Annotated in this window: 13 protein-coding genes and 2 pseudogenes; 4 read left to right on the forward strand and 11 right to left on the reverse strand. The window is 69.7% G+C overall.

All coding sequences use genetic code 11. From position 1 onward, the window contains the following. Positions 1 to 108: 108 nt before the first annotated feature. A pseudogene (locus CU044_RS33435) lies at positions 109 to 456 on the reverse strand (lytic polysaccharide monooxygenase); the annotation flags it as partial. 456 nt (positions 457 to 912) lie between these two features. Between CU044_RS33435 and CU044_RS33440 the strand changes: the two are divergent. Further along, positions 913 to 1,707: a putative protein N(5)-glutamine methyltransferase gene (locus CU044_RS33440; protein ID WP_129772511.1), complete on the forward strand. Its 795-nt coding sequence runs from the start codon at positions 913 to 915 to the stop codon at positions 1,705 to 1,707. A gap of 9 nt (positions 1,708 to 1,716) precedes the next feature. Here CU044_RS33440 and CU044_RS33445 read toward each other — a convergent pair whose 3' ends face one another. The 10 genes and pseudogenes from CU044_RS33445 to CU044_RS33490 all read right to left on the reverse strand — a co-directional run bounded on the left by CU044_RS33445 (position 1,717) and on the right by CU044_RS33490 (position 13,166). Continuing rightward, complete coding sequence (locus tag CU044_RS33445) at positions 1,717 to 3,030, reverse strand: pectate lyase (protein WP_129772512.1); 1,314 nt, start codon at positions 3,028 to 3,030, stop codon at positions 1,717 to 1,719. A gap of 18 nt (positions 3,031 to 3,048) precedes the next feature. Then, a complete protein-coding gene (locus CU044_RS33450) occupies positions 3,049 to 4,386 on the reverse strand; it encodes a sugar ABC transporter substrate-binding protein (RefSeq protein ID WP_129772513.1) in 1,338 nt (445 codons plus the stop codon). Between the two features lie 37 nt (positions 4,387 to 4,423). Beyond that, positions 4,424 to 5,344: pseudogene (locus CU044_RS33455) on the reverse strand (pectinesterase family protein); the annotation flags it as partial. 268 nt (positions 5,345 to 5,612) lie between these two features. Further along, a complete protein-coding gene (locus CU044_RS33460) occupies positions 5,613 to 6,452 on the reverse strand; it encodes a PmoA family protein (RefSeq protein ID WP_240046016.1) in 840 nt (279 codons plus the stop codon). A gap of 29 nt (positions 6,453 to 6,481) precedes the next feature. Further along, on the reverse strand, positions 6,482 to 7,711 hold the full coding sequence (locus CU044_RS33465) for a Gfo/Idh/MocA family oxidoreductase (RefSeq protein ID WP_129772516.1): 1,230 nt from the start codon (positions 7,709 to 7,711) through the stop codon (positions 6,482 to 6,484). Continuing rightward, complete coding sequence (locus CU044_RS33470) at positions 7,708 to 8,622, reverse strand: carbohydrate ABC transporter permease (RefSeq protein WP_240045993.1); 915 nt, start codon at positions 8,620 to 8,622, stop codon at positions 7,708 to 7,710. The genes CU044_RS33465 and CU044_RS33470 overlap by 4 nt, the downstream gene beginning before the upstream one ends. After that, entirely contained in the window at positions 8,619 to 9,578 is a 960-nt protein-coding gene (locus tag CU044_RS33475; RefSeq protein ID WP_240046017.1) for a sugar ABC transporter permease, read from the reverse strand. Before CU044_RS33475 ends, CU044_RS33470 begins: the two co-directional genes overlap by 4 nt. Before the next feature lie 221 nt (positions 9,579 to 9,799). Next, entirely contained in the window at positions 9,800 to 11,614 is a 1,815-nt protein-coding gene (gene araD / locus CU044_RS33480) for an L-arabinonate dehydratase (protein WP_240045994.1), read from the reverse strand. Next, on the reverse strand, positions 11,611 to 12,525 hold the full coding sequence (locus CU044_RS33485; protein WP_129772518.1) for a dihydrodipicolinate synthase family protein: 915 nt from the start codon (positions 12,523 to 12,525) through the stop codon (positions 11,611 to 11,613). The genes araD and CU044_RS33485 overlap by 4 nt, the downstream gene beginning before the upstream one ends. Then, positions 12,522 to 13,166: a GntR family transcriptional regulator gene (locus tag CU044_RS33490; protein ID WP_129772519.1), complete on the reverse strand. Its 645-nt coding sequence runs from the start codon at positions 13,164 to 13,166 to the stop codon at positions 12,522 to 12,524. The genes CU044_RS33485 and CU044_RS33490 overlap by 4 nt, the downstream gene beginning before the upstream one ends. Positions 13,167 to 13,426: 260 nt before the next feature. Here CU044_RS33490 and CU044_RS33495 point away from each other — a divergent pair, with 260 nt between their 5' ends. From CU044_RS33495 to CU044_RS40255, 3 genes are all read left to right on the forward strand, one after another. Then, positions 13,427 to 14,065, forward strand: coding sequence for a LysE family translocator (locus tag CU044_RS33495; RefSeq protein WP_129772520.1), 639 nt, complete (start codon positions 13,427 to 13,429; stop codon positions 14,063 to 14,065). A 37-nt stretch (positions 14,066 to 14,102) separates the two neighbouring features. After that, positions 14,103 to 14,435 carry a divalent-cation tolerance protein CutA gene (cutA, locus tag CU044_RS33500; protein ID WP_129772521.1) on the forward strand — a complete coding sequence of 111 codons (333 nt, stop codon included), beginning with the start codon at positions 14,103 to 14,105 and terminating at the stop codon, positions 14,433 to 14,435. A 1,610-nt stretch (positions 14,436 to 16,045) separates the two neighbouring features. Beyond that, a complete protein-coding gene (locus CU044_RS40255; RefSeq protein WP_345790166.1) occupies positions 16,046 to 16,267 on the forward strand; it encodes a hypothetical protein in 222 nt (73 codons plus the stop codon). Positions 16,268 to 16,346 lie beyond the last annotated feature (79 nt).

Raw genomic sequence — 16,346 nt, forward strand, 5'->3', positions numbered from 1 at the left:
GGGCACGGCCTATGACTGGCTCGACCTCGTACTCGGGGCGCTGGTCGTGCTTTACGTTGCCGTCGCCGCGGGTCAGCTGCTCGCGCACCTGTCCCGCATGCCCGGTGCCAGCTCGGACGACGGCCAGTCGCCGCGCGCCAGGTCGAGCCCCTTGTACTTGTCCCTGCCCGCGCTGCACAGCTTGCCGTCCGGGATCAACTGCCGGTGGTTCCCGGCGGCGTTGGCGATGTTGACCTCGTTCCAGTCGTAGAGCGCCTGCGTCCCGCCGGCCGCGACCGCCGCCTTGCACGCCGCCGACCGCGGGCTCTCCGGTCCCTCGGCGAAACACGCGGCGACCCGGCTGACCGGATCGGTCATCGAACCATGGGCGGCGGCCGGCACGGCGGCGAGCCCGGCCAGCGCGAGCGGGGCGAGGCCGAGGACGACGATCCCGGTGGCCGTACGTCGAACGGACATGAACTGGTTCTCCTTCGGAGCGGCGGCACGGGGAGGGGGGACAGCCGGAGCGGCAGGTGACCTCCCCGTCGCCGTACCGCCCCAGCGATCAGCAAACTAGCCGCCCGGAACAGTGAAATCGGCTGCTGGGAGGGGGTGGGGGCGATCCTTATGCTCCGCTTAAGCAAGCGCTAAGAGACCGCTCAGGAAGACCCGCGGAAGTCGCTCGGAAGCCGCTCAGGAAGTCCCCGGGAAGTCCCGGAAAGCCCCGCGGGCCGGGCCGTCCCCCACGCGTCCGCTGCCCGGCTCGGGTAGGGTGACCTGCGCAGTACGAGCCGCAGACGTACCCACCGAAGGAGGCGAGACCCATCACCGCTGTATCAGGTCGGGTGCTCCCCTCCCACGGCCGCGCGGTCCCTCAGACATAGCTGACCGCCGGGAGTGCCCATCGGCATCCCGAAAGGCTTCCCCCTTCTCATGTCAGCTCCTTTCTCCGAGTCCGTCATCGTCTCCAGGCTCCGCGCCGCCGGCTGTGTCTTCGCCGAGGACGAGGCGCGGCTGCTCATCTCCACGGCGGCGACGCCGGACGCTCTCGCCGCCATGGTGGACCGGCGCGCCGGTGGTCTGCCGCTTGAACACGTCCTCGGCTGGGCGGAGTTCTGCGGGCTGCGGATCGCCGTGGACCCGGGGGTCTTCGTACCCCGCCGCCGTACCGAGTTCCTCGTGCGGCGGGCCGCCGTCGCCGCCACCGGCCTCGGCCGGCCGGCTGTCGTGGTCGACCTGTGCTGCGGCTCGGGCGCGCTGGGCGCGGCGCTGGCCGGGATCCTGGACCGGGCCGAGCTGCACGCCGCCGATATCGACCCGGCCGCGGTGCGCTGTGCCCGGCGGAATGTCGCCGCCGTCGGCGGCCGGGTGTACGAGGGCGACCTGTACGATCCGCTGCCCGCCGCGCTGCGGGGCCGCGTGGACGTCCTGCTCGCCAATGTGCCGTACGTCCCCACCGAGGAGGTCGGACTGCTGCCCCCCGAGGCCCGTATCCATGAGGCGCGGGTGGCGCTCGACGGCGGTGCGGACGGGCTCGACGTCCTGCGGCGGGTGGCCGAGCGGGCGCCGCGCTGGCTGGCCCCCGGCGGCAGCCTGCTGGTCGAGACGAGCGAGCACCAGGCGGCGCGCGCCGTCGGGACCGTCGCCGGGAGCGGGCTGATCCCGAGGGTGGCGAGCTGCGAGGAGCTGTACGCCACCGTCGTCGTGGGAACCATGCCCGCCCCCTGAGCTGTCCGGTCAGCGGAGCTTTCCGGCGCCCGCCGCGCCGTCGACCAGGCGCGGGACCGTGCGCGGGTCGTCGACCCTGGTGCGGAGCGTCGGCGTCCAGCCCGCGTCCGGGCGCAGTGTCTCCTCGGGGACCTCCGCGTTGTGGACGGCGAGCAGATCGACGCGCTTCCCGTTGACGTGGTTGTCCGCGGTGGTGACCGGCGAGTCGTTCCACTTCTTCAGGATCCGCCCGGGGCTCACGCCCGCCGGCATCGTGAACGCGTTCTTCTCCGCGACCAGCTGGGATTCGACGCCGATGCCGAAGGAGTATCCGTAGCCGGACGGCTGGACGACGTAGTGGTTGTTGTACGTGTCGACCCGGCCGAAGCGGACCCGGGGCGCCCGCTCGACGAGGTTCTTGAACTGGTTGTGGTGCAGGGTGACCCGCAGCTTGCCGCGGTCGGTGGCGCCCGCGCCGTCGCTGTTGCCGATCAGCATGGTCTTGTCGTGGTCGGCGAGGACGTTCCAGGAGACGGTGACGAGATCGGAGCCCCGGACGATGTCCAGTTCCCCGTCGTGCTGCTGGTACAACCGGCCGTAGTGGTACGGCTGTTCACTGTCCGGGCGGCGGCCGTCGGTGAAGGTGTTGTGATCCACCCACACGTGCGTGGCGCCGGACAGCACCAGGTTGTCGTACTCGGAGTTCCAGTTGCCGAGCTCGGTGTCCGTCGGGTCCCACTGCGGGAAGCAGTCGAAGGTGTCCTCGAAGGTGAGGTTGCGGATGATGACGTTGTCGGCATCCTTCACCTGGAGGCTGCCGCCGAGGATACGGGCGTCCCGGCCCACGCCGACGATGGTCGTGTCGGCCGGGACGTACGCCTTGATCTGCGCGTCCTGGTTCCTGGCCGAGGCGGCGCGCAGGTCCTCCTGTTCGCCGCTGACCGGGGTCTCGCGGCCCCAGACCGCCGGATCGTACGCGGCGAGGTACGCGGCGAAGGAGTAGCCGTCCGCCGCGTAGTCGTCGCAGGTGAGGGGGGTTCCCCGAGGGTCGCTGAGCGCGTCCAGGGTGCCCTTGACCCGGATGACCGACGGGCTCCCGGCGGCATCGGACAGTGCCTTCCTGAACTCGGCCCAGGTGGTGACGGTGTAGATGTGCGCGGGGCTGGCCGCGCTGCCCCCGGTGGTGCCGCCGTCGGCCGAGGCCCAGCCGTCGTCCGGGGCGAGGACGGCCCGTTCGAGGGAGGGCCGTGCCGGTGCCGGTGCCGCCAGGGCGGCCGGGGGCAGCGCCAGCGCGCACGCCAGTCCCGCCGCCGCGATGAGTGCGTGATGTCTCCGTCTGCGCATGACTCCTCCTCCGTCGGATCAGCTCTTGGTCTGTTCGTTCCACTCCGCCTGGGCCTCGTTCAGCTCCTTGGCGATCTTGTCCGCGAACTCCTTCGCGGACATGTCACCGAGCAGTACCTTCTGGAAGTTCGGCTCGTTGCCGGACTTGCTGATGGTGTTCCAGTCGGGCAGGTAGTACGGCAGATTGACGATCTTCGTCGAGCCGTCGCTGAGCGCCTTCATCGCGGCCGCGGTCGGCTCCGCCTGCTGGATCCACGCGTCGTCGGCGGCATCGGTGTTCGCCGGAATGGACCCCGCCGACTCGTTCCACGCGCTGTTCGACGTGTGGGAGGCGGCGAACTCGATGAGCTTCCAGGCCGCCGCCTTGTTCTCGCTGTTCCTGAACAGGCCGAGACCGTCCACCGGGTTGGAGACCTGGACGCGCGTGCCGTTCTCCTGGGCCGGGTAGGGGAGGCCCTTGAACTTCTCCTCCCCCAACGCCTTCACATGGTCCTGGTACGAGGCGAGGTTGTGGGTCAGCATGCCGATGGTGCCGTTGTCCCACTGGGCGACCATCTTGATGAAGTCGTTGTTGACGTCGGCGGACGGCGTCACCTTCTTGTACAGGGCGACGTACTTCTCCAGCGCCGCGACGTTCTTTGGGTCGTTGACGGTCGTCCTGTCACCGTCCCAGAACGACGTGATGCCGGACTGGCCGTACATCGCGTCCATCGCCGGGGCGATGGAACCCGCGCCGCCCCTGATGGTGTAACCGAACTGGTCCGTCCCCGCCTTGGTGAGCTTCTCGGCCGCCGCGTAGAACGCCGGCCACGTGGTGGGCGGTTCGAGCCCCGCCCGCGCGAACAGGTCCGTGCGATACCAGAGCGTGCCGTTGTTGGTGGAGGTCGGCACCGAGTACATGGTGTCCCCCCGGCCGCCCGCCGCCTTGACGCTGTCCACCAGCGCCGGCACGAGCTTGCCCTTGAGCGGGCCCGCGTCGATACGGTCGTCGAGCGGCTCCAGGACGTCCCGTATCACCAGGTTGGAGAGATAGGCGGTACCGACGCCGCCGACGTCCGGCAGCCCGCCGCCTTCGATCGCCGTGTCGTACTTCGCCTGGACCTGGTCGATGGGGAGGCCGACGTACTTGACCTTGATGTCCGGGTTCTGCTTCTCGAAGTCCTTGATGATCCGGGCCCAGATCTCCCTGCGCTCACCCGTGTTGTTGTCCCAGAGGGTGATCTCCCCCTTGCCGGAGCCTTCGCCGCCGCTCCCGCCGCTTCCGTCGTCACCGCACGCGGTCGCCGTCAGGGCGAGTACCGCCGTCAGGGAGACGGCCGCGACCGCCCGCCCTCTGTATGTCCTGGAGATCCTCATGGTCGGCTCTTCTCTCTCGGTCGGTTCTCTGCTGCATTCATCGGTGCGGCGCCCAGCCATCCGTGCCCGTCAGATAGTTCGACACCTGGTGAACGGCGGCGTCCGCGTCCGTCAGCTGCGGACGGTCGGGCGTCACGGCCGCCCCGGGGCCGTACGTCCGGTATTCGGCGAAGCGCGCCTCACGCCACGGGAAGCCGCTCATGTCGGTCCACGGCGAGGACTTGACGGCCGCGGGCAGCTCGGTGTCCCGGAACAGCACCTGTCCGATCGCGTCAGGTTCGCCGCCGGGGTGCCAGGGCCTGCCGAGGTGGAAGGAGCGCGCGGGCGCGTCGCTGGTGACCCGGCTGTTGGTGATCAGGAAGCCGTACGGGTTGCCCTTCCAGGTCGAGGCCGCCGTGATGTAGCCGTTGTTGGTGGCGGAGCCACGGCTGAGCGCCCTGATGACGGAGCGGTCGATGACGGTGGTCGCCCGCCCGTAGACGAAGTCGACGTCACCCTCGATGTACGAGTCCCGGACATAGACCCTGCTGATCCGGGTCAGCGCGGGGCTGTCGGTCATCAGCGTGTCCTGGTTGGCCTTGAAGGCGGTGTTATCGAAGACGATCCGGTCGCCGGTCGTCTTCATCGCCAGCGCCTGTTCGCCGGCCAGCTCGTGCGCCGCCTCGTCGAAGTCGTTGACGAAGGTCAGATTGCGGGCGGTGACATCGTCCGCCGCGATCAGCACGGTGGCGCTGCCGCTGGAGCCGCCGTACTCGTTCGGGGTGTCGTGGACGATGACCGACTTCGACCGGTCGCTTCCCGTGCCCTGGAAGAGCAGATGGGGCTTGTTCGCCGGCACCCGGACCTGTTCCCGGTACGTACCGGGCGCGATGGCGATGGTCACCCGGTCGGTGTTGCCCGCGGGTACGGCGTCCACGGCGGCCTGGACGGTGCGGTACGTGGCCGGGACGTTCAGCACGGTGCCGGTGCCAGTGCCAGTGCTGGTGCCGTTGTCCGGCCCCGGCCCCGGTGCGGCGGCGGTGGGCGTCGCGGCGAAGACCGCGAGCAGGGTGGCCAGAGCGGTCGAACAGGCGGCGGCTCTGGTCCGAAAGCGCTTGCTGAGCAGGTGCGGGTGCGGCGGGTGCGTCATGCGGCTCTCCTCACAGGCGTGCGTCAGTCGGTGATGGGCAGGTCGTCGAAGTCGTCGAAGGCGGCCGTCCCGGCGCGGCCCTCTTTCCGGTCGGCACTCATACCGCCACCGCCTTCCGCGCGAGCGCGGCGGCGGCCTGCCGGCCGAGCCGGCCGTCCGCGACGACCGTCACCACGCGCCGGGAGACGCTCCCGCCCGCCGGCAGCGGCAGCCGCCGCCCCCAGGCCAGCGCGGAGCCGACCCCCGGGTACTGGGCGGTACGGACGAACCAGGGGTCCTCGCGGGTCTCCCGGTTCGCCCCGGCGAAGATCAGGGTCCAGTCCCGGCCCGCCAGCGCCAGCCACGGCGCGGTGCGCCCGTGCACCGCGCTCTCGCCCGAGGCGTCCTCGGTGAAGGCGTCGGGCGCCGGGTCCGCCGCGCCGCCCTTGGGCGCACGCCAGAAGAATCCCCCGTACCCCGCCCCCGTACGGCCGTTGGTGGCCGGACTGCCGAACGACAGCTCCCCGCCCGACACATTGGTCAGCGACGAGGTGAAGTCGAGGACCCACGCGTCACCGGAGAGGGCGAGAGCGCTGATCGTGCGGCGCTCCGTGAGCAGTTGGCGGTCGCCCTGTGTCCAGGACAGCTCCTGGACACAGCCGTCGGGGTCCCGCAGCAGCCAGCCCGTGTGCCGCTGCGCGCCGTGGTTGGCCAGCCATACGGGGCCCTGGTCGCGTACGAAGGTCCGCCCGCCCCAGAAGTTGGCACCGGCGACGTCCGGCACCGCCATGGAGACGCCCAGGTGGTGCGCGTGGTCGGCGGGCCCCAGCTCCGTGACCGTGACACCGCCGAGGGTCCGCACGGGATGCAGATACGGCCGCGGCGACAGGGTCCCGGGCAGCCGGGGCCGGTGTACGTACTCGGCCACGGGACCGACGTCACAGCGCAGTACCGTCACCTCTTCCGCCCGGGAGAGCCGTGCCCCGCTCACCGCGGAAGCACCCGCGCCGGCGGCACGCCCCAGTCCGCGCCCAGCTCGGAGAAGGTGGCGAGGGATTCGGCGGCGGCCTCGGTCAGCGCGTCGACGCCCTTGACGATCCGGCGCGGCGCCTTCTCTCCCGGCGCGCTGTACCAGGCGTCCGCGGGCAGCGGCTCGGGCAGCGGTCCGGTCCTGATGGCTTCGACGATCCGCATGAAGGCGCCCGTACGGCGGGGCGGTACGAGCAGACCGCTGCCGTCGCGCAGATGCGCGACCAGGTTCTCCAGCAGGTCGGTACGCGGGTGGACGGTCTCGACCGGGCCCGCGCCCGTACGCTCCACCAGCACCCGGTCCTGCTTGTACCAGAAGGTGATCCGGCCCCTCGTCCCGTGGACCAGGACGTACGGCTCCGCGTTCCGCTCCGCGCACAGCGTGACGGCGACCGTGATGCGGGTCCCCCTCGCCGTCCTCAGCCGCAGACAACTGGTGTCGTCGGCCTCGATGTCATGGGCCCGGTACTGTTCGAGCTCCGCTTCCGCGAGGTCCTCGGCCAGATCGCTGCCGTCGATGCGCAGGGCGGTCGCCACCGCGTGCGCGAGCGGGTTGGTGAGCACCCCGTCCACGACGTCCCGCCCGTCCAGGGTCCGGCGTCCGGCCCAGGGGACCCGCCGGAAGTACGCCTCGTCGCGTACCCACGCCCCAGCGGCGCCGATCCCGCGCAGCGGCCCGATCGCGCCGTCCGCGACCAGCTCCCTGATCGCGTCGACCGCGTGGGAGCCGAGCGACTGGAACCCGATCTGACAGGCCGTGCCCTTCTCCTCAAGACCGGTGAGCAGGCGGGCGTACTCCGGGTACGAAGCCGTGGTCGGCTTCTCCAGCAGGGAGTGCACACCATGGGCGGCGGCGGTGAGCGCGAGCCCGGTGTGGGTGTGGATGGGCGTGCAGATGACGGCGATCCGCGCGCCGGTGCGCTCCAGCAACTCGCCGAGATCGGCGGACTGCGCGGGCCCGGGAGCGTAGTGACCGGCGGACAGCGTAGGTTCGGGAGCGCCGTAACCGGCGGACAGCGTAGGTTCGGGAGCGCCGTAACCGGCGTCGGCCAGCTCGCGCGGGGTCAGTGGTTCCAGCTCGCAGATGCCCACGAGCCGTACCTGTCCGGTGTGTTCGAGACGGCGGATGTTGCGCAGATGCGTACGGCCGTGGCCGCGCGCCCCTGCCAGCACGACGGGGAGGCTCATCCCTTCACCGCCCCCGCGCTGAAGCCGGTGATCAGCCACTTCTGGATGAACGCGAAGACGATGACGACCGGCACGGCGGAGATCACACCGCCCGCGGCGAGCGCCCCGAAGTCCACACTGTCCGCCCCGATGAGCGTGGACAGGCCGACCGGGATCGTCTGCTTGTCCTGGTCCATCAGGAACATCAGCGCGAAGAGGAAGTGGTTCCAGCTGTGGACGAAGGCGAAGGAGCCGACGGCGATCAGACCGGGCCGCAGCATGGGCAGGACGACGATACGGAACGCCTGGAACCGTGAGCAGCCGTCCACCCAGGCCGCCTCCTCCAGGGAGTACGGCACATTCTTGATGAAGCCGCTGATCAGGATGATCGACAGCGGCAGCTGGAAGACCGTCTCCGCGATGACCACGCTCAGCGGGGAGTTGATCAGCGACAGGTTCTTGAAGATCTGGAAGAGCGGGACGAGCATCAGCGCGCCCGGGATGAACTGCGAGCACAGCAGCGCCAGCATGAAGCCCTGCTTGATACGGAAGTCGAAGCGCGCCAGGGCGTAGCCGCCGGCCAGCGCGACCCCCGTCGTACAGATCAGGGTGAAGACCCCGATCAGCGCGCTGTTCTGGAAGAAGACCGAGAAACTGCGTTCGTTCCAGACCTTCTCGAAGTGGTCGAAGGTGACCGGCCACGGCACCAGCGAGGTGGAGCCGGCGGGCCGCAGCGAGAAGAGCAGCATCCAGTAGAAGGGGACGAGCGTGAAGAGCAGATAGAGGCCGAGCGGCAGATAGATCTGCCACCGGGGGACCTCGTCGAAGGCCCGTTCGCGCCGCCCGCGCCGCCTCCGCCGCGGGGGCGGGGACTTCCGGCCGCCGTCCGCGGGCGCGGCGGGCAGGCCCTTCTCGGTCATGACAGCGGTCACTTGTGGTCGCCTCCGAACTTGCTCAGGCGGAGATAGAGGATCGAGCAGAAGAGGAGGATCGCGAAGGCGACGGTCGTCAGCGCGGTCGCGTAGCCGAAGTCGTGTGCCTCGAAGCCGGTGACGGCCACATACAGCGGCAGTGTGGTGGTGACACCGGCGGGGCCGCCCTCGGTGAGCGTCAGCAGCAGATCGACGTTGTTGAACTCCCACACGGCGCGCAGCAGCGTGGAGAGGATGATCGCGTCCCTGAGGTGGGGGAGTGTGATGTGGAAGAACTGCCGGAACCTGTTCGCCCCGTCGACCGAGGCCGCCTCGTAGAGATCGCCGGGGATGGACTGGAGATCGGCGAGGATGAGGATCGCGAAGAACGGCACACCGCGCCAGAGTTCGGCCAGTACGGCGGCCCAGAAGACGGTGCCGGTGTCGGAGAGCACGGAGGAGCCGTACTCACCGATGCCCGCGTCCGCGAGATAGCGGCCGACGCCCGTGGACGGGTTGTAGAGCAGCAGCCAGATGGTCGTTGTCAGTACGCCGGAGACGGCCCAGGGCGAGAAGACCAGGGCGCGGGCCGCGGCGCGGCCCATGAAGGTCTGGTTGACGAGCAGCGCCAGCACCAGCCCCAGGGCCAGTTGGAGCGTGACCTCCGTGACGACCCATTTACCGCTGAAGACGAGGCTGTCCCAGAACAGCGGATCGTCGGTGAGGATCCGCCGGAAGTTGTCGAGTCCGGCGAAGCCGTTCCGCCAGGGCTTGGTGACGTTGTGGTTCTGGAGGCTGTAGTAGAAGACGCTGAGCATCGGATAGGCGATGAATCCCAGCATCAGCAGTCCGGCGGGGGCGATCAGCAGATACGGGAGACGGCGTGGTGTGGCTCCCGTACGGCGCCCCGGCTTCCCGGGCTTCCCCGGTTTCCCGGGGGTCCGGGGCGGTGGAGCCCCGGGTGAGTCCTGCGCCACAGCTGAGGCCATGACTGCTTCTCCGTTCCGTTGGTGAAGCGCTTCGCAGACGGTGTTCGACAGGTCGAACCGGTGGATCGGGCGAATGAGGGGGCGGACGTTGGGGACGATGAGGGGGCGGAGGGGGAGACGATGAGGGGGGCGGACGAGGATGGGCGGTCGTGCGACGGGCGGTCGTGCGAGGGGTGGTCGTGCGCGGGGTGGTCGTGCGCGGGGCCGTCTCAGCCCACGTACGGGTCGGGCACCTCGCCGGGCTTCGCCAGGAAGGTGAAGTCGCAGCCGGTGTCGGCCTGGGTGATCTGTTCGTTGTAGAGCGCGCCGTAACCGCGCTGGTAGCGCTCGGGCGGCGGTGTCCACTCGCTTCGCCGCCGCGCCAACTCCTCGTCCGACAGGTGGAGATGGAGACTGCGGGCGCCGACGTCGAGCGTGATCGTGTCGCCGGTGCGCACGAGCGCGAGCGGCCCGCCGACATAGGACTCGGGCGCGATGTGCAGCACGCACGCGCCGTAACTCGTGCCGCTCATCCGGGCGTCGGAGATCCGGACCATGTCGCGCACCCCCTGCTTGAGGAGATAGTCCGGGATCGGCAGCATCCCGTACTCCGGCATGCCGGGCCCGCCCTTGGGGCCCGCGTTGCGCAGCACCAGCACATGATCGGGGGTGATGCCGAGCTGCGGGTCGTTGATGGTCCGCTGCATCGTCCGGTAGTCGTCGAAGACCACCGCGGGACCGGTGTGCCTGAGCAGGCGCGGTTCGGCGGCGATGTGCTTGATGACCGCGCCGTCGGGACAGAGATTGCCGCGCAGGACCGCCACCCCGCCCTCCGGTGCGAGCGGGTTGTCGCGCGGCCGGATCACCTCCGGATCGTGGACGAGCGCGCCGTCGAGCTGTTCCCGCAGGGTGGGGTGCGCGACGGTCGGCCGGTCCAGGTGCAGGATGTCCGTCAGCCGCCCCAGGAACGCGGGCAGCCCGCCGGCGAAGTGGAAGTCCTCCATCAGATACCGGCCGCCGGGACGGAGGTTCGCCAGCACCGGCACCGTACGCGCGGTCCTGTCGAAGTCGTCGAGGGTGAGCCGGATGCCCGAGCGTCCCGCCATCGCGATCAGATGGATCACCGCGTTCGTCGAGCCGCCCAGCGCGAGGACGGTGGCCACCGCGTCCTCGTACGCCTCCCGGGTCAGGATCTTCGAGAGCCGCAGATCGTGGCGTACCAGCTCCACCACGCGTCGGCCGGACGCCGCGGCCATCCGGTCGTGTCCGGAGTCCACGGCCGGGATCGAGGAGGCCCCGGGCATGGTGACGCCCAGCGCCTCGGCGGCGGCGGTGAGCGTGGAGGCGGTGCCCATGGTCATGCAGTGGCCGGGCGACCGGGCCAGGCCGTTCTCCAGCTCGGCCATCTCGGCGTCGCCGATCAGCCCGGCGCGCTTGTCGTCCCAGTACTTCCACATGTCCGTGCCCGAGCCGAGCACTTCGTTGCGCCAGTGCCCCGGCAGCATGGGCCCGGCGGGTACGAAGACGGCCGGCAGATCGACGCTGGCCGCGCCCATCAACAGCGCCGGTGTCGTCTTGTCGCAGCCGCCCATCAGCACCGCGCCGTCGACCGGATAGGAGCGGAGCAACTCCTCCGTCTCCATCGCCAGCAGATTGCGGTAGAGCATGGGCGTGGGCTTCTGGAACGTCTCGGAGAGCGTGGAGACGGGGAACTCCAGCGGGAATCCGCCGGCCTGCCACACCCCCCGCTTCACCGCCTGCGCGCGCTCCCGCAGATGGACATGGCAGGGGTTGATGTCGGACCAGGTGTTGAGGATCGCGATGACCGGCTTGCCCAGATGCTCCTCGGGGAGGTAGCCGAGCTGGCGGGTGCGGGCGCGGTGGCTGAAGGAGCGGAGGCCGGTCGATCCGTCGCCGCCGTACCAGCGATGACTGCGCAGGTCCTCGGGGCGTACGGTCGGGCCCTCGGGCTCCGCGGTTCCGTCGGGGCGTCGCGCCGTCCCGTCGGCCGGCCGGCCGGTCGCGCCCTCTCGCCGTACGGTCATATCGCCCACCCCGCCACCATCGCGGCCACCTCGGCGCGCCGCTCCTCGGGCAGGGCGCGGCTCGGCGGGCGGATGTCGCGCCGGCACAGGCCGAGCGCGGCCAGCGCCTCCTTGACCACCGTCACGTTGTCGGCGGACTGCCGCGCGGCCCGCAGCTCCTCGAACGGCCTGATCTGCTCCCACACCTTCATGGCGGCCGCGTAGTCCCCGGCCCGCAGCGCCTCCAGCATCCCCAGCGAGACGGCCGGGGCGACATTGACGAGGCCCGAGGTGAAGCCGGTGGCACCGCCCGCGAAGTACGAGGGCGCGTACAGCTCGGCGAGCCCCGCGACCCAGACGAACCGCTCCAGACCCGCGTCCCGCGCGAAGGCCGCGAAGCCCGCCGCGTCCGGTACGGCGTACTTCGCCCCGATGACATTGGGGCACAGCTCCCCGAGCGCCGCGAGTCCCGCACCGCTCAGCTGCGGGTTGCGGATGTACGGGACGACGCCCAGCTCGGGCACCGCGTCCGCGATGGTGCGGTGGTAGTCGATCCAGCCGGCCTGCGAGACGTAGGGATGGACGGGCTGATGGACCATCACCATCCCGGCCCCGGCCTCGCGGGCGTGCCGCGCCGCGGCCACCGCCGTCGGCAGGTCGAGGCCGATGCCGACCAGCACGGAGGCCCGGCCCGCCGCCTCCTCGATGGTCAGCTCGGTGACGACGCGGCGCTCGTCGGGGCTGAGCGCGTAGTACTCACCGGTGTTGCCGTTCGGGGTGAGGGTGCGGACGCCGCCGTCGAGCAGCCGGCGCAGCAGGGCGCGATGGGCGGTGATGTCGAGCGTGTCGTCGTCGCCGAACGGGGTGACGGGGATCGCCACGACATCGGCGAGCGCGTCCCGCGAGGAGGCGAGATCGGGGCTGGTCGTCATGCGTGGTCTCCCTCGGGGAACGCCCGCTGTACGAACGAGGCGATGTGGTCGTGCAGGGCACGTGCGGCGCCGTCGGCGTCACCGGCGAGCGCGAGCCGCAGGATCTCCCGGTGCTCCCCGGCCTCCTGCTCCCAGGACGGGACGGCGGCCCACGCGACGGTCGAGACGAGAGCCGCCTGGTCCCGTACCTCGTCGAGCATCCGGGCCAGCAGCGGATTGCCGCAGGGGAGATACAGCGCCCGGTGGAACTCCCTGTTGGCGAGGGAGCGCTCGGCCCGGTCCGCCGCTTCGTCGGCCTTGACCAGGGCTTCCCTGGCGGGCTCCAGCGAGGCGCGAAGGGTCAGCGAGCGGCGGAGCGCCTCCGGCTCCAGCAACAGCCGTACGTCATACACCTCGTGGGCCATCGCCGCGTCGACCGCACGGACGGTGACACCCTTGAACTGGCTCATCACGACGAGGCCGGTGCCCGCCAGGGTCTTCAGCGCCTCCCGCACCGGAGTCTTCGACACCCCGAATTGCGCGGCCAGTTCGGTCTCGACCAGGGCCTGACCGGGGCTGAGGCCGCCGGTGAGGATGCCGTGTTTGATCGCTTCCAGAACGTACTGGGTGCGGGAGGGGATCGGACTCGGGGCGAAGGCCATGGGCGCTCTCACATCTCGTGTCTCATATATGACGTACGAAGTACGACGCGATGAAGCTAGAGCCGGTCCCAATGTTTCGTCAATGCTTCGCGCAGAAGTTTGGTGAAGCGCTTTCTACGAAGTGCGCGGCGCGATCCGGCGTGCGGACGCGGCGCGATCCGGCGTGCGGACGCGGCGCGATCCGGCGTGCGGACGCGGCGCGATCCGGCGAGCGGAAAAGGGCTGCGGGCGCGAGCCGTCCCCGTGCTTACATGGGCCTCATGGTGTCCACCGACCGACTGCTGGCGTTCGCGGCCATGTCGTTCCTGCTGATCGTGATCCCCGGCCCCAGCGTGCTGTTCGTGATCGGGCGGGCCCTGGCACAGGGGCGCCGGGCCGCGCTGACCACGGTCGTGGGGAACACGCTCGGAGCCTGCGTACTCGTCGTGGCCGTGGCCCTCGGGGTCGGCGCCGTCGTGGAGCGCTCGGTGCTCGTCTTCACGACGCTGAAGCTCGTGGGCGCCGCGTACTTGGTGTACCTCGGTGTCAAGGCGGTGCGGCAACGCGGATCGATGCGCGCCGCGTTCGCCGGTGAGGGTCCCGCGCACAGCGGCCTGCGCACGGTGTGGGAAGGGTTCGCGGTCGGCGTGGCGAACCCCAAGACCATGGTGTTCTTCGCGGCCGTACTGCCCCAGTTCGTCGACCGCGAGCGGGGCCACGCCACGGTTCAGATGCTCTTGCTCGGGCTGGTCTTCAACGTCATCGCACTGGCCTGCGACAGCGCATGGGGACTGGTCGCGGCCACCACACGGAGCTGGTTCGCCCGCTCACCGCGGCGGCTCTCCCTGGTCGGCGGTGCGGGTGGGCTCACGATGATCGGCCTCGGCGTCACGGTCGCCACGACGGGCCACAAGGAGTAGCGCTTCAGGCGTAGGTGTGCCGCGTTAGGCTCGGCGCATGGTTGATCTGCTTCAGGTGTCGACGGCGACGGAGAACCGGGAGGAGGCCGAGAGGCTGGCACGCTCGGTGGTGGAAGGGCGGCTCGCGGCCGGTGCCCAGATCGTCGGGCCCGTGATCTCCACCTTCTGGCATCAGGGCGAGTTCGGGACCGCGGAGGAGTGGCAGCTCTTGTTCAAGACCCGCGCCGATCGTTATGCCGATCTTGAGGGGCATTTGCTGCGGCACCATCCGTGGAAGAACCCGGAAATCTCGGCTGTGCCGATCGTCGCGGGATCGGATGCCTATCTGCGGTGGGTGGAAAAGACCACGGACCTGGACTCTGCGGACTGACCTCTCAGGGTTTCGCTCTTTCTGGAACGTCGGCCACAGCCGGCACGTCGTAGTGATCCCTGAGCTGTCGAAGGATCGGAGCCAGACGCGCGCGCGGTCGCACGGAGGCAACCCCGGCTGACAGTTCAGAGCGCGGCCGGTGACAGCGGCAGCCTGTTCGACTTCTCCGGCGGCCAGGTAGGAGTCGGCGAGCCACGAGAGATAAAGGCTCTTGTCGCGTGCGTGGGTGTTGTCGTATCGCGCCAGCACGTCTTCCAGGACAGGGACCGCGCGAAGTGGCCGGCGTAGTTCGGTCCAGCATCGTCCGGTCATGACCTGGAGTTCATTGCGGTCCACCCAGGCTGCCCAGTCGGGTTGGGGGTTTTTGTTTCCTTCGCTGAGTGCGGCTTCGGCGGCGTCGAGTGCGCGTTCCGTCTCGCCGGCGTTCCCAGAGATGGCATAAGTCCACGCGAGTCGTTCATTCAGCAGAGCGCGAACGCCGGGGGCGGCGTCCGGGCCCGCGACGTGGCACGCCTGAATGGCCGTTTCTGTACCTGCCGTGTGGTCGGCATCGACTCTCTGATAAGCGAGGAAGGCGAGAGCGTTTCCAGCGAGCGAGGCGTCTCCCGATTCCACGGCGGCTTGGCGGCTGTCCTCGTAGAGACTGCTGGCGTCGGCATGCTTGCCCGCATCGAATGCGGCCCATCCGGCCTGCTGCGCCTGTTCGGACAGGACCGACAGGAGAGCATGGCCCGTTGCCTCGGTGTAACTGCCGTCTCGAAGCATCGTTTTGGTGGCTTGGTACTCGCCGAGATAGACACGGAATGTGTCGCCTCCGCCGAGGACGTCGTCGAGTCGACGCAATCGCGCGGCCCGCTGACGCAACTGCACAGGTACTTTGCTGCCTACACGACGGCCGCAGCCGGCTTGAGCCAGGTCCGGCAGTCCTACGACCAATCCGGCCCCGGCCGAAGCTTTGAAGAACTCTCTGCGCAGCACTGTGCCTGTCTCCTCTCGATTGACGATCGCGTTCTCTGTTGGCCCGGCCGGGGCACGAGGGGGTGGGTTTGCCACTTCCCACTCGCGGGGAGCGAGACCGAGCAGGTCTCCCGGGATGCGTAAGGCATCCGCGATCTTCGCAATCTTGTCGAACGAGGTGATGCTGCCTCGGCCTCGCGCCAGTGCGCCTACCCGTTCCGGCTTGATATCGCACTCGGCGGCAATCTTCGAATAGCTGATCTTCGCCACCTCGCGCGCTAGTGAGAAGACAACGCCGAAGTCGTGAGCCGCAATCGCTGCTCGCATCTTTTGCTGCTCAAGAAGTTCGCCCGGTAGAGCTGTCGGCGGTTGGTAAGCGGTCATAGTGGTGCCCCATTGCGCCTGCTGGTGACAGTGTGTCCCACTCCCCTTCGCGTCAGCCTGCCCAACAAGGGGATACCCACGAACGAAATCCCCCCGATCGTGAACTGGCTATGGCGGCTGTTGTCGCCTTCCGCGTCCCGTCGTCGCGCGGTCGGTGCGAGCCGCGTGGAGTATCCGTATGTACCGGCACTGGGCCTGATGCGTGCACCTGATCCGTACGTCTGGCGTACGGATCCGATGTGCGACGCGCACTGGTCAGGGGTGACGGCATGAGTACGCATCCCCGGCTGCTTCCGTGGCTTGGCCCGTCCGGACAACGCTCGTACCTGGTGACCGATGAGGGGGGTGACAGCTACCTGTGGCAATTGGCCGATGAGATGGAAGCGGTCCAGCTCGGCGCGGGTGAGGCTGTGCTCGGTCACGCCGCGGAGATGCTCAACGATCACAAGGCGGACCTGGGAACTCCGGTTCCTGGGGCACCGATTGTGTGAGGCATTACGTGACGCGTTGCGGGTCGCCGAAAGCAGGGGCGGACGGCTGTCCGCGACCGCCCACGATGACGTGGACGAG

This window comes from Streptomyces sp. L-9-10 (assembly GCF_004151105.1).
In the GTDB taxonomy this organism is placed as follows: domain Bacteria; phylum Actinomycetota; class Actinomycetes; order Streptomycetales; family Streptomycetaceae; genus Streptomyces.